This is a genomic window from Halobaculum sp. MBLA0147 (genome assembly GCF_041361345.1).
Lineage (GTDB): Archaea > Halobacteriota > Halobacteria > Halobacteriales > Haloferacaceae > JAHENP01.
In genome coordinates, this window is record NZ_JBGKAD010000001.1 from 1,388,339 (window position 1) to 1,401,460 (window position 13,122).

Annotated in this window: 13 protein-coding genes, 1 tRNA gene and 1 pseudogene; 9 read left to right on the plus strand and 6 right to left on the minus strand. The window is 69.4% G+C overall.

Translation table 11 applies throughout. The annotated features are described in order from the left end of the window. Positions 1-105 precede the first annotated feature (105 nt). Positions 106-762 carry a non-canonical purine NTP pyrophosphatase gene (locus RYH80_RS06635; protein ID WP_370903063.1) on the minus strand — a complete coding sequence of 219 codons (657 nt, stop codon included), beginning with the start codon at positions 760-762 and terminating at the stop codon, positions 106-108. Between the two features lie 104 nt (positions 763-866). On the opposite strand from RYH80_RS06635, the gene RYH80_RS06640 reads away from it, so the two are divergent. The 3 genes from RYH80_RS06640 (at position 867) to RYH80_RS06650 (ending at position 3,256) form a co-directional block, all read left to right on the plus strand. After that, positions 867-1,583: a DUF7119 family protein gene (locus RYH80_RS06640; RefSeq protein ID WP_370903064.1), complete on the plus strand. Its 717-nt coding sequence runs from the start codon at positions 867-869 to the stop codon at positions 1,581-1,583. A gap of 35 nt (positions 1,584-1,618) precedes the next feature. Continuing rightward, a tRNA-Lys gene (locus RYH80_RS06645) sits at positions 1,619-1,692 on the plus strand. Positions 1,693-2,107: 415 nt separating this feature from the next. Then, entirely contained in the window at positions 2,108-3,256 is a 1,149-nt protein-coding gene (locus tag RYH80_RS06650) for a hypothetical protein (protein ID WP_370903066.1), read from the plus strand. Positions 3,257-3,349: 93 nt separating this feature from the next. Here RYH80_RS06650 and RYH80_RS06655 read toward each other — a convergent pair whose 3' ends face one another. After that, a complete protein-coding gene (locus RYH80_RS06655) occupies positions 3,350-3,991 on the minus strand; it encodes a PH domain-containing protein (protein ID WP_370903067.1) in 642 nt (213 codons plus the stop codon). Beyond that, positions 3,988-4,776 carry a hypothetical protein gene (locus RYH80_RS06660; protein WP_370903068.1) on the minus strand — a complete coding sequence of 263 codons (789 nt, stop codon included), beginning with the start codon at positions 4,774-4,776 and terminating at the stop codon, positions 3,988-3,990. The genes RYH80_RS06655 and RYH80_RS06660 overlap by 4 nt, the downstream gene beginning before the upstream one ends. 190 nt (positions 4,777-4,966) lie before the next feature. Between RYH80_RS06660 and RYH80_RS06665 the strand changes: the two are divergent. Together RYH80_RS06665 and RYH80_RS06670 are read left to right on the plus strand one after the other, a co-directional pair. Next, positions 4,967-5,635, plus strand: a pseudogene (locus RYH80_RS06665) (AzlC family ABC transporter permease); the annotation flags it as partial. A 128-nt stretch (positions 5,636-5,763) separates the two neighbouring features. Further along, a complete protein-coding gene (locus RYH80_RS06670) occupies positions 5,764-6,099 on the plus strand; it encodes an AzlD domain-containing protein (protein WP_370904672.1) in 336 nt (111 codons plus the stop codon). 90 nt (positions 6,100-6,189) lie between these two features. Here RYH80_RS06670 and RYH80_RS06675 read toward each other — a convergent pair whose 3' ends face one another. Then, a complete protein-coding gene (locus RYH80_RS06675) occupies positions 6,190-7,503 on the minus strand; it encodes an NAD(P)/FAD-dependent oxidoreductase (RefSeq protein ID WP_370903070.1) in 1,314 nt (437 codons plus the stop codon). A gap of 241 nt (positions 7,504-7,744) precedes the next feature. Beyond that, positions 7,745-8,134 carry an ArsR/SmtB family transcription factor gene (locus tag RYH80_RS06680; protein ID WP_370903072.1) on the minus strand — a complete coding sequence of 130 codons (390 nt, stop codon included), beginning with the start codon at positions 8,132-8,134 and terminating at the stop codon, positions 7,745-7,747. A 234-nt stretch (positions 8,135-8,368) separates the two neighbouring features. On the opposite strand from RYH80_RS06680, the gene RYH80_RS06685 reads away from it, so the two are divergent. From RYH80_RS06685 to RYH80_RS06700, 4 genes are all read left to right on the plus strand, one after another. Continuing rightward, positions 8,369-9,589, plus strand: a complete 1,221-nt coding sequence (locus RYH80_RS06685) for a pyridoxal-phosphate dependent enzyme (protein WP_370903073.1) — start codon at positions 8,369-8,371, stop codon at positions 9,587-9,589. A gap of 61 nt (positions 9,590-9,650) precedes the next feature. Continuing rightward, positions 9,651-9,926 (plus strand): ribbon-helix-helix domain-containing protein, encoded by a 276-nt coding sequence (locus RYH80_RS06690; protein WP_370903074.1) that lies wholly within the window; start codon positions 9,651-9,653, stop codon positions 9,924-9,926. Then, complete coding sequence (locus tag RYH80_RS06695) at positions 9,919-10,182, plus strand: type II toxin-antitoxin system RelE family toxin (protein WP_370903075.1); 264 nt, start codon at positions 9,919-9,921, stop codon at positions 10,180-10,182. The genes RYH80_RS06690 and RYH80_RS06695 overlap by 8 nt, the downstream gene beginning before the upstream one ends. A 159-nt stretch (positions 10,183-10,341) precedes the next feature. Beyond that, on the plus strand, positions 10,342-10,626 hold the full coding sequence (locus tag RYH80_RS06700) for an AbrB/MazE/SpoVT family DNA-binding domain-containing protein (RefSeq protein WP_370903076.1): 285 nt from the start codon (positions 10,342-10,344) through the stop codon (positions 10,624-10,626). A 55-nt stretch (positions 10,627-10,681) separates the two neighbouring features. Here RYH80_RS06700 and ppsA read toward each other — a convergent pair whose 3' ends face one another. Beyond that, positions 10,682-13,087, minus strand: a complete 2,406-nt coding sequence (gene ppsA / locus RYH80_RS06705; RefSeq protein WP_370903077.1) for a phosphoenolpyruvate synthase — start codon at positions 13,085-13,087, stop codon at positions 10,682-10,684. Positions 13,088-13,122: the final 35 nt, after the last annotated feature.

The window sequence follows — 13,122 nt, forward strand, 5'->3', positions numbered from 1 at the left end:
CCGTCTGCGACGCCGGTGTGTCGCGCACCCGCTCGGCCGGCGCCGTGCGGCTCGTCAGGACACACGGCGTCTGGTCCCGGTATCACCGATAAGGCTCCGGGTCGGCTACCGCTGTTGGACCCACTCGGCGAACTTCTCCAGCGCGCGGCCGCGGTGCGAGACGGCGTTCTTCTCCGTCGCGTCCATCTCCGCCATCGTGGTTCCGTCGTACTCGAAGATCGGGTCGTAGCCGAACCCGCCGTCGCCGCGTGGGGCCACCAGTTCGCCGCGGACGACCCCCTCGAACAGCTTCACCGGGATCGGATCGTCGTCGAGCGCGTCGCCGCCGTCGCCCGCGTCCGTCTCGGCTCCGTCGGCGCCCGTCGCGGCCGCGACGACGCGGTCCTCGCGATCCACCGGGTCCGGGGTCGCGTCGAACGGCTCCCCGTCACAGTACGCGAGCACACACCGGAACGATGCGCTCGTGTCCTCGAGCTCGGCGTCAGCGAGGCGATACACCGTCTCGACGCCGAGTGTGTCCTCGACGAACGCGGAGTACGGACCCGGGAACCCGTCGAACCCCTCGACGAACAGCCCGGCGTCGTCGACGAGGACGGGCTCGCCGACTCGCCGGTACGCCGTGCGGGCGCCGTGGGCGGCGACCGTCGCCACGTCGTCGGCCTGGACCTCGGGGTAGTCGAAGTCGAACTGCGTCACCTCGTCGTCGAGGTACGCGCGCGCCTCGCGGAGTTTCCCCTCGTTCGTCGTGACGTACCTGAGCACACTCGGGTACTCGGAGCGGGTGCCGTTAGACCCGTCGGTCGCGGTCTGGCGTGTGCGACTGCCACCACCGAGACGCTTTTCTCGCTGCGGCCGTAGTGAAACGCGTGACCGAACCCGACGGCTCACTGGGCGACGCGAGTGTCGACGAACCACCGGACAGGGCGGCGGCGGTCGGCGACCCGGTCGTCCGCGGCGATCCGGACGTGACGGGATCGGCGGCTGCGGACGCGATCGGGTTCGACCCAGACGACGAGGCGAGTCTGGCGACGGCCGCCGAGACGGTCAGACGCTTCGCGACACAGACCGTCGGCGCGGCGGACAACGTCGTCTTGTTGCGTGGTGCGGCAGCCAGCGCGGCACTCGTGCGCGGCGAAGGGTCGTACAAGGCGGCCGCGGAGCGGGCCGGCGACAGCGTGACGGTGTCGTTCGTCCGCAAGTGGGCACGCGTCCACGACCTCCCGGAGTCCGTCCGACGACACGTGGCGCGGGGGAACATCCCGCCGACGGCGGCGAAACACGTCGCACGTGTCGACGGGGACGCCCGGTTCGCGCTCGCGTGGGCCGTCGTCGACGCCGACCTGACCGTGCGGGAGGTGCGGCGGCTCGCCTCGGCGATCAACGACGGGCGCGACCCGGAGGCGGCGCTGGCAGACCACGGCGTCACGCCGGGGCGGGTGACGTTGGATCTCCCGTTCGAGACGTACAGACGGCTGCGCGTGACGGCGTCGTTGGAAGACCGGTCGCCGGGCGAGGTCGTCGGGGAGGCGTTGGCGGCCTACTACACGGACCAGCGTCGCGACCGTGGCCGAGACGGTGAGTAAACACTTAAACACGACCGTGGCGAACGGGTGCGTGTGGGCTGGTAGCTCAGTTAGGGAGAGCGTCCGGCTTTTAACCGGACGGTCGGGGGTTCGAATCCCTCCCAGCCCGTGTTGCGAGGTGCGAACACCGTGAGCGCCTCGTCTGTCGAGCGGCGAAGCCGCGAGACAAGAGACGGTGAGCGATGCGTGGGTCGAGCGGAGCGAGACCCCGCGAGTGAACCGTCGAGTGAACCGGACGGAGAGATTCGAACTAGACCAGACGCGCACAACGGAGTGAGCACGTCTGGGCGTGGTTCGAATCCCTCCCAGCCCGTGTGGTGCGAGGCGCGAACACCGTGAGCGCCTCGTTCGTCGAGTGTGGCGAGACCGGTGGTCTCGCTGTGTGCCGGACAGCGCGACCGTCCGGCACCGGCGAAGCCGCGAGACGAGAGACGGTGAGTGGAGCGAACCGTCGACTGCCTCCACAGGTGACGCTCGTCCAGAAGTGTCGAAACGTTGAACACGAATCGAACGGTGGCACGCTTGTGAGACGACGCAGCGTGCTGGCGACACTCGGGGCGACGTTCGCGGGTGGGTGTCTCAGACTGACCGGGGGCGGCGACGAGACGGCCACCCGAACACGGACACGAGGGGCGACGGACACGACGACACCCTCGCCGACGGCGTCACCGACGGAGAGTCCGACCGACTCACCGACACCGGCGGAGCCACCGATGCCGTCGGGGCTCACCGAGAACGGGGTCAGACCGTTCCTCTACTCCGTCCACCAGTCGACGCTGAACGCGGCGAGCTTCGAGGCGGAGTGGTCGAAACTCCGCCGCGAGGACTCCTCGCTCAAGTGGCAACGACGCTACCGGGTGGGTTCGACGAGTGCGGTCGGGCGAGCACAGGTCCGTGCGGAGGGTGGCCCGGTGGACGTGTACCGGAGCCTCGACACGGGGACGGTGTGGCGCGAACCGGTCGGCAGCGGCTACACGTACGGCCGGGACGACACCGAACCGAAGCTCTCCGAGGCGGCGTGGGCGAGCGAGGTGGAACCGCTGATCCGCGCCGGATCGTGGAGCGAACCCACCAGAGCGAACGACTCCCGTCCGGCCGTCTGGGAGGTGACGACCGACACCGTGAGCGAGCCGAACGTCGCTCCGGGGAAGGGGTACGGCTCGGGGACGATCCGGTCGCTGTCGGGGACGATGCGGATCGACCAGCGTGGCTTCGTCCGGTCGCTCGTCGCGAACTACGAACTCGACGCTCGCGGCGAGACACAACGCTACACGAGTCGGTTCGCCGTCTCAGGACTCGGATCGACGACCGTGTCGGAACCGAGCTGGGTCCAGACGGCGCTGGACCGACGGCCGAGGGTGGCGGTCGACTCGACGGACGACGACCGGTTCGTGACGCTGACGATCGAGGAGGGGAACCGACTCGAACCGGGGACGGTCGTCTCCGTGTACAGTACCGTCGACGAGTTCAGCTACGACGTGAAGATCGACCGTGCGATCGAACCCGGAACGACCACGTACCTCTCGCAGATCCGCGGGGCGGAGTCGTCACCGACGCTCCAAGCCGACCGGGAGGAGCGTCCTATCGGGGAGCCGCCGACGTTCGACGGGACGCTGATCGTCGAGGCGCGACGGGCGGCACTGAAGTACTTCAGAGTAGATGGAATCCGCTGACACGTCGCGTCACACCGCACGCTCGTCGTCGAAGGGAAGAGACCAGACGAGGTGAGCCGAGACGGACCGAGAACTCGTCGTGACCTGACTCGGTCAGGAACTCGACCCGTGCCCGCGTCCGGCGGCCTGACTCACCTGTTCGGCGACCATCTCGTTGACGTCCTGCGGGTCCGGGACGTTGACGAACGAGAGGTCACCGAGGCCGTTGTTGACGGAGATGGTGCCGTAGCCGAGCAGCTTCTCGATCCGTCCCTGGCGGAGTTGGTGGCTGCGGACCATCGTCAGGGGAACCTCGCGACGCCACGTCCGCAAGAGGAGCTCGTACCGCCGGACCAGCGAGCGCTCGTCGACGACGTACTCCGTCCGGCGGAGCACGTACACCCGCAGCAGGTACCGGAGCATCCCGATCACGGTGACTGCGAGCAACACGTTCCCGACGACGTTCGCTTGGTTGGAGCCACCCACCAAGTCGGGGTTCGTGACGACGTACGCCGTCGCCGCCCCACCGAGGACGATCACGAGCCCGAGGTAGATCAGTGTCGGAGCAATCGTCGGCTTGACCGTCACCGGGTACCGGTCGCTGCCGGCGGTGCCCGTCCCGGTCGCCGTCTCGTCGGCCGCCGTCCGGTCGGTCGACGCGCCGTCTCCCGCCGTGTCGCCTGTCGACGCGCCGTCGCCCGCCGTACCGTCCGTCGACGCCTGTGCGTCCGTCTGTGTCGTGTCTGTCTCGCTCATAGTTTGGGAACGAAGGGGAGGTTCTGTGCCAACACCGTCGCGACGACGTACACAACCGGGGAGGCGGCGACGCCGGCCACGACGAGGAGGCTGGTCAGTCTGTTCGCGCGGTGGTTGATCCGCGTGCCGAGGTACAGCGAGTAGAGGTAGTAACACGCCAACAACACCAGCGCCGACAGCGCGTACGCGCCGGCCGTCGACAGCCCCGCGAACTGGAACCCGTCCGGCCGACCGCCGGGCGGTGCCAGCGACGACCCCATCGCGTCCAACACCGTCGCGAACAGCGCGCGCTGAACGTCGAGGACGATCTCCGCGGCCACCGGTGTCCCCGCCTGGGACAGGAAGACGACGACCGTGTACATCCCGGCGAGGTAGACACTCGTCGAGTACACCACGCTGTAGGCCGTCCGGAGGAACCCACGCGACTGGAGTGTCACCACCAGCGCCACGTGGACCGCCAGCAGTGTCAACACGGTCCCCGCCAACAGCGTGAGGGAGTTCACCGTCAGTCCGACGAGGAACTCCCACACGGTCACCGGGTCCGCGACCGGGAGTCGGTCGAGGATCGGCGGCGGCGACCCCGCACCCCGCACCCCGACGCCGGCGAGTGTCAACGGCGCGGCGTACAAGACGACGTTCGCGAGGTACACGACGGTCAGCGTCGACAACTGGCCGAGTTGGCCGCGCAGCGAGGTGCGGCCCTGGCGTGTCTGTGTGGCGACGAGCCGTGCTGGTCGGAACACGGCGTCGAACAGACCGACGACGACACCACTCCCCCGTGCCATCCGTACGACCGACGTAGGGTGGGTAGTTGAAATGCCTGTGGGGGCGAGTATCAGAAACGACAGCGGAGTCGCTCTCGGCGACACGTGTCGGGCGACACGCGTCGAGCGACACGTCCGGTGGTGCCGACGGTGGCGTCCGAGCGCGAGCGCGACCGACAGTGCTACCACGCGGGTGACCGAGAGACAGCACGTGTCACGTCGTCGCGAGTTCCTGGCCGGTGTCCGCGTCGTCGCCCCGGTGTTGGCGGCGGCGGGGCCGTTCGGGTTGGTCGCGGGCGCGGCGGCGGTGTCGGCTGACCTCTCCGTCGCACAGGCGCTGGGGCTGTCGACGGTCGTCTTCGCCGGTGCCTCCCAGCTCGCCGCCATCGACCTGTTGGGTGCCGACGCGTCGCTCCCGGTGGTCGTCGGCACCGCCTTGGTGATCAACGCCCGGCTGGTGATGTACTCGGCCTCGATCGCGCCGTACTTCGAGCGGCTCTCTCGCGGTCGGAAGGCGCTCGTCGCGTACCTGCTCACGGATCAGGCGTACGCGCTGTCGATCGCGCGGTTCCGCGAGCACGACACCTCGCTCTGGTTCTACCTCGGGACGGCGGCGCCGCTGTGGATCGTCTTCGTCGCCGCCACCGCCGTCGGTGCGGTCGTCGGCGCGCGCCTCCCGCCGGCACTCCCCCTGCAGTTCGCGGTGCCACTGGTGTTCCTGGCCGTGCTCACGCCCGCGATCGTCGACACCCCCTCGACCGTCGCCGCGGTCGTCGGCGGTGCGGTCGCCACGCTCGGCGTCACACTCCCGTTCAACCTCGGACTCCTCCTCGGGGCCTCCGCCGGGATCGCCGCCGGGCTGGTCGTCGACGGCGTGGCCGGCGGTGGGTTCGACGGCGGCGGTGACGACGACGGCTCGGAACACGACGACGAGGCCGACGACTCGGGACACGGCAGCGACGGCTCGGAGCACGCCGGTGCGAGTGACACCGGAGCCGACACGGAGGGATCGCCGTGACGGCGTGGCTCGCCATCGTCGCCGTCGGCGTGGGGACGTTCTGTCTCCGGGCGTCGTTCCTCTACCTCTACGAGCGGATCGACCTCTCACCGCGTGCGGAACGAGCGCTCGAACTCGTCCCGGCGGCCGTCCTCGCGGCACTCGTCGCACCGGCGCTGCTCGCCCCCGACGGGACCGTCGCGGTCGTCGGCAACGACCGCCTGCTCGCCGGTGCCGCCGCGGTCGTCGTCGCCTGGCGGACGGAGGACGTGCTGGCGACGATCGTCGTCGGCATGGCCGTGTTGCTCGGACTCCGGTGGCTCCCGACGCTGGTCGGTCTCGTCTGAGTGTGTCGACACCCGGACTGGACACCCACGAGAACACACTCCGACCCGGGCAGCGCCGTCGACTACTCGTCAACCGGTTCGGCCGACCGACTACTCGCCCACCGGCTCTGCCGAGCGGACGGCACTCGCGGCGCGTGCGCCACTGTCCATCGCCCCCTGGATCGACGACCACTCCGTGTAGTCGCCCGCGAGGTACACCGACCCACTGGGGTCCGTCGGCGCCGGGAGCGTCTCGAACACGCCCGGTGGTTGCGCGAACTGTGCGAACGGGAGCCGGTCCGTGTGGATCGGCTCCAGCCCGTCGAAGGACCGTTCCGGGTACCACGCCGTCAGCGCGTCACGGGTGTCGGCGGCCAGCGCCGCCTCGTCGCGGTCCAACGCGTCCTCGCCGAGGAACGTCGCACACAACAACTCACGGTCGTCGGGCGCGTACTCCGGCGCCACCTCCGACAGCGGAACGACGACGTTCGGCGACTCCCCGTCCGTGTGCAGCAGGATCTTCTCGCCGGTGCCGAGCGGCTCCGTCGTCGGCAGCGCGTAGTACTGTGTCGTCGACGGCTTCCCCGTCGTCGGGATCAACTCGACGCCGGTCACCTCCCGTGCTCGCTTCGGGTCCGTGGCGACGACGAGCGCCTCCGCCTCGCGGCGCGCCTCCGTCGTGCGGAAGGCGACCGGTCCCGAGCCCCGAACCGCACCGCCACCGCGCTCCGTCTCGATCTCCGCCAAGGCCTCGTTGCGGACGATCTCGACGCCGGCCGCACGCACGCGGTCGGCCAACTGTTCTGCGATCGCACCCATCCCGTCGGCCGGGACGGCGATCCGACCCCGCGAGAGCGTCCGGAACGTGTACTCGAAGACGTGCTTCGAGGTCGCCAGCGAGCGGTCGAGCGTGATCCCGCCGTAGAACGGGGCGACGAAGTTCTCGACGTACCCCTCGGCGAACCCCCAGTCGTCGAGGTACGAGCGGATACTCTGGTCGTCGCCCGCGAAGAACGACGACTCCGGGCGACTCGTCAGGTCCCGGCGCAACAACAGCGTCCGGAGTTTGTCGGCGGTCGACACCTGCCGGTTGAACGCCGACTCGACGAGCGCCCCGGGGTCGCGCAGCGGGTCCGACAGCACGGAGCGTGTCCCCTCGCTCGTGGAACACAACACCGCGCCGGGGGAGAACGAACGGAGGTCTAGAGCGTCGAGGTCCAACTCGCGCTGGACCGCGGGATAGGCGGTGAACAACACCTGGAACCCGCGGTCGAGGACGAACCCGTCGCGGTGGCGCGACCGGACGCGGCCGCCGACCGTGTCGCGCGACTCGTACACCCGCACGTCGACGCCCGCCTCCGCCAGCCGTGCGGCGGTGACGAGCCCCGCCAACCCGGCTCCGGCGACGGCGACTTCCTCGCTCATACCCCGACGTTCGACACCCGGGGACTAAGGCGTACAGATTCCGGTGGGGGACGGACGACCCACACGCCGGCGGGGTCGCTCGTGTCGACTGGGAGCGACTCGTCTCACCGTCGCACGTGGCCTCGGAGAAGGGACGGCGTGTGGCTGGGGGACCACACGGGCGTGTGACACCCGTCTGAACGAGGCTGGGAGACCTCGCGTCAAGCGAGGCTGGGGAACCTCGCGGGGAAGAGCCGGTCGATCAGTCGGCGTTCGTCGCGGGGGCACCGGGTTCGACGCCGAACCCGTCTGGGGTCAGCGTGACGGTGACTTCCTCGAAGGTGGCCTGGAACACCTGTCGGTGGTGGCCGTCGGGGTCGAACGACATCGTCGGCTCGACGAGCCCGGCCTCCTCGAGGTCGTCCAGGCGCCGGTAGACGGTCGGCCGCGAGACGCCCAGTGACTCCACCAGCTCGCAGGCGGGCTTTGCCTCGCCCGTCACCGCACGCAGGACCTCGCGTGCGTACTCGTCCGTCAGGAGGTCGACGACCTCCTCCGGCGGGGAGTCGAGCGTCGGCCCGTCGTCCGTCTCGCCGGCGTAGCGTTCTCTGGCACGGTGCACTGCCGCGGTGTCGGAGGGCGCACGGGACATCGGTACTCGGTCCGAGGGACCGAACTGGTATATAAATCTGTCCCCGTTTGCCGATCTCGAAAATCGGCGGAAGGTCGTCTCACGGAGATTCGAGTCGAACGGAGTCGACCGTGCCGTCGGTCTCGGGTCCGCAGCGGTGACACGGGGGCAGTCGGGCTGATCGCGTCGGCCGCACGCGGGCCGACACGTCCGGCGAGAAGAACCCCTATGCCGATCCGGGTCGGACACGTTCGTATGACGACCACACGAGACGGGTTCCGCGGGTTCCGGTGTTCCGACTGCGGCGCGACGTTCGACCCGGACACGCACGGCCGGTGTCCCGACTGTGACGGCCTCCTGACGGCGCGGTACGACGACGACCCAGAACGCGTTCGCGCGGGACTGGCCGACCCCGCGGACGCGCCGTTGCCGTTCGCTTGTGCCGACCGCCTGTCGGCCAGCGAAGGGGGGACGCCGCTGCTCCGGACGGACCGCCTCGCCGAGGAGTCGGGGGTCGGGGACGTGTTCCTCAAAGACGAGGGGCGCAACCCGACGGGGACCGTGTACGACCGGGGGATGGCGACGGCCGTCACCGCCGCGGCGACGACCGACGTGGAGCCGCTGGCGCTGGCGGCGGCGGGCAACGCCGGCCAGTCGGCCGCCGCGTACGCTGGTCGCGCGGATCTGCGGTCGTACGCGTTCGTCCCCTCGCGCACGGCGTTCTCGAACAAGGCGATGGTGAACGTCCACGGCGGCGAGATGCGCGTCGTCGGCGGCCGGTTCGACGACGCCGCCGCGGCGGTCGACGACCAACTCGCGGCCGACTACTACTCGCTGAGCGCCTTCGAGACGCCGTACCGCGTCGCGGGGACGAAGACGCTCGGGTACGAACTGTGTGCGGACTACGCCGTCGCGACGGACGCACTGCCCGCTCGGACGCCAGAGGCGGTCGCGGACGCGGCCCCGCTCCCGACGCCGGACGCCGTGGTCGTCCCCGTCGGCACCGGCGAGGTGCTCGTCGCCGTCGAGCGCGCCCTCGCGGAGCTGTCCGAGGCGGCCCTCCTCGCGAGCGTCCCCGCGGTGTACGCGGTTCAGCCCGCCGGGTGTGCGCCGATCGCCAGCGCCGCCGCGGCTGGCGAGGACACGACGGAGCCGTGGGACCGCCCCGACACGATCGTCGGCGAGTTGGAGATTCCCGATCCGGTCGGCGGCGACCACGCCCTCGCCGCGCTCTCGCGGCTCGAGGGCGGCGCCGTGACCGTCTCCGACGACGACGCTCTGGAGAGTGCCGTGACGGCCGCCCAGACGGAGGTCGTGGAGGTCGGCGGCGCGGGCGGCGTCGCCCTCGCCGGTGCGTGGGCACTGGCGGACGACGGGACCCTCGGCGACACGGACGACGTGGTCGTGGTCAACCCCGACGCCGGCGTCAAGACCCCAGACGTGTTGCGGAGTCACCTGATGGGCCAGGGGATCTGAGGCGGAACGTCAGGGTCGTAGGGAGCGAACGCTTTTGTGTGATACAGTCGTATCACAGAACGTGAGCACCGACACAGACTCCGGAGACGGACAGATGCAGAAGATCAACGTTCGCGTCCCAGAACCGCTCTTGGAGCGGATCGACGAGGAGTGGGAGCGCCGTGGGTACTCCAGTAAGTCCGAGGCGATCAGAGACGCACTGCGTGACTGGGTGAGCCCTCCCGCGACACTCTCCGACGAGACACTGGACGACTTGGCGGCGAGCAGAGAGCAGGCGAACCGCGGTGAGACGCTGTCGGCCGACGACGTTCGGGATCGATTAGATCTGGATGACTGAGGTCGAATACACCGAACAAGCCGTCGACCACCTGTCACAACTCGACCCACAAGTCGCAGATCGAATCATGAACAAGGTGGACGAGGCGACCGAGTGGACCGAACACAGACTCGAACCGCTCTCCGGATATCCTTACTACAAGTTGCGAGCCGGAGACTACAGAGTGATCCTCAGTTGGAATCGGAGCGCCGACACACTCCGTGTCGAAGCTGTCGGTCACCGTCGAAACGTCTACGACAGACACCTGCCTCCGTAGTGTGGAACCCCTTGTCGAGGAGTCCTCCAACCGAGAGCGAGCGATCATCACTACCCCGGCCCCGTGTGAGGAATGAAGCGTGAGTGGTGTCGCCCCTCGACCGAAGCGGCCGGTCCATTCGGCAGAAAGCGTATTTGACCCCGTTCCGTCGGTGAACGTATGCCGACTGTCGACCCGAAGGGACGGATCGTCCTCCCGGAAGTCGTCCGGGACTCACTGAACATCGGGCCCGGGACGGAGGTCGAGGTCGAACGTCTCGACGGCGAGTCCGGTATTCTCCTGAAACCGGTCCCAGACCCCGAGACGACGGCAGAGGCTCTCGTCGACCTGATCGAACGGGAGGCGGCTCGCCGGACGGACCCGAGTCGACCAGACGGGGATGCACATCCGGTCGCACGCGATCACGTGGACGCTGTGGCTCGTCACGTCTCGGACGACGGCTGACGACGAGCCCGCAGTCGAGCCGCGAGACGGACGGTCTCGCGACGACCGACCGTGACTACCGCACGGAGTCGAGGATCAGCTTCTGTTCGGTGCGTTTGACCTCGTGTTGCACGTCGCGGACGGCGTCGATGTTCGCGGAGATGGAGGTGACACCCTCGTCGACGAGGAAGTCGACCATCTCCGGTTTCGAACCGGCTTGCCCGCAGATGCTCGTCGCCACGTCGTGCTCGCGACAGGTCTCGATCACGTCCCCGATCAACTCCAGGACGGCCGGGTGGAGTTCGTCGAACCGGTCGGCGACCTTCCCGTTGTTCCGGTCGACCGCCAGCGTGTACTGGGTGAGGTCGTTCGTCCCGAAGGAGGCGAAGTCGATCCCGGCTTCGGCCAACGCCTCGATCTGGAGCGCCGAGGCCGGCGTCTCGATCATCACACCCCACGAGATGGCGTCCGGGTCGAGTCCCGCCGCACGCATCTCGCGTTTCGCCGCCGTCACGTCGGCGGCGTCGTTGACGAGCGGGAACATCAACTCCACGTTGTCGTACCCCATCTCGTACAACTCGGCGAAGGCGGCCAACTCGTGTGCGAACAGTTCCGGCTTGTCCAGCGAGCGCCGGATCCCCCGCCACCCCAGCATCGGGTTGTGTTCGACGGGCTCGTCGTCGCCACCCTCCAACTCGCGGAACTCGTCGGTCGGGGCGTCCAGCGTCCGCACCCGCACCGGCCGCGGGTAGAACTCCTCGGCGACGCCGCGGACCCCCTCGACGAGCTCCTCGACGTACGCGTCCTCGCCGTGGTCGGCGACGTACTGTGCCGGCGTCTTCCCGGTCGACAACACCATGTGCTCGATCCGGAGCAGCCCGACCCCGTCGGCACCGGTCGCCGCGGCGCGTTCCGCCGCCTCCGGGATCGAGACGTTCACCTTCACCTCCGTCGCCGTCATCGGCTTCACCGGTGTGTCCGGGCGGACCGCCTCCACCGGCTCGTGGTCGTCCGCCTCGTCGGCGTCGGGGCTGCCGGCGCGGACGGTGCCCTTGTCGCCGTCGATGGTGATCGTCTCGCCGTCCGTCAACTCCCGCGTGGCCGAACTCGTCCCGACGACCGCCGGGACACCCAACTCTCGGGAGACGATGGCGGCGTGGGAGGTCATCCCGCCCTCGTCGGTGACGATCCCGGCGGCGCGTTTCATCGCGGGCACCATGTCCGGCATCGTCATCTCCGTCACGATCACGTCACCCTCCGCGACCTTGTCGAGTTGGTCGAGTTTGGTGACGATCCGCACCTCGCCCGCGACGGTGCCGGGAGAGGCACCCAACCCGGAGACGAGGACGTCCCCCTCCGCGGCGGTCTCGCCGGTGCCGCCGTCGGCGCTCGCGGTGCCGTCTGCGCCCGCACCGTTGGCACGGGTCGCCTCGGGGTCCGTGCCGTCGGGACCTGCTCCGGCGGTCTCGCCCGCCCCGCCGGCCGTGTCGGCCGCGTCGCGTTCGCGTTCGCCGGGATCGGCGGCCGCGCTCGCGCCGTCGTCGATCGTCGTGATCGGGCGCGACTGGAGCATGTACACCTCGCCGTCGTACACCGCCCACTCCACGTCCTGGGGCTCACCGTAGTGGTCCTCGACGGTCCGGCCCAACTCCACCAGGCGTTCGATTTCGGCGTCGGTCAACACGCGTTCCTCGCGGCGCTCGGGGGCGACCTCGCGTTCGACCGTCTCCCCCGTCTCCGGATCCTTCTCCATCATCGTCTTCTTGTCCGCGACGGTCACCTGCTGGACGGTCGCCGTCTCGCGGTCCACCTCGTAGTTGTCCGGCGAGACGGAGCCCGAGACGACCGCCTCCCCGAGTCCCCACGCCGCCTCGAGGATGATCCGCGGGTCGCCCGTCGACGGGTGGCTGGTGAACATGACCCCGGACTTCTCGGCGTCGACCATCCGCTGGACGACGACGGCGATGTCCACCTCGTCGTGGGGGAACCCCTGTCGCTGGCGGTAGTAGATCGCCCGCTGGGAGAACAGCGAGGCCCAACACTCCTTGACACGTTCGAGCAACGTCTCCTCGCGGACGTTGAGGAACGTCTCCTGTTGGCCCGCGAAGGAGGCGTCCGGCAGGTCCTCGGCGGTCGCGGACGACCGGACGGCGACGAACGACGCGCCGTCACCCAGCGAGCGGTACGCCGAGAGGATCTCCTCGCGGACGGACTCCGGGAACGGCTCCCCGAGGATCAACTCCCGAGCCCGCTCGTGGGCGGTCTGGAGCGCCTCGTTGTCCTCGTGGTCGATGTCGACGGCCGCGAACAGTTCCTCGTCGATGCCCGCCTCCTCGATGAAGCGGCGGTACGTGCCCGCGGTCACGACGAACCCCGGCGGCACCGGGAGGTCGGCCCCCGTCAACTCGCCCAGCGAGGCCGCCTTCCCGCCGACCGTCTTCAGGTCGGTCGCGCCGATCTCGTCCAGCCAGAGTACAGCCATCTCGTGTCGGACCACACACCGGACGCGACAAAGAA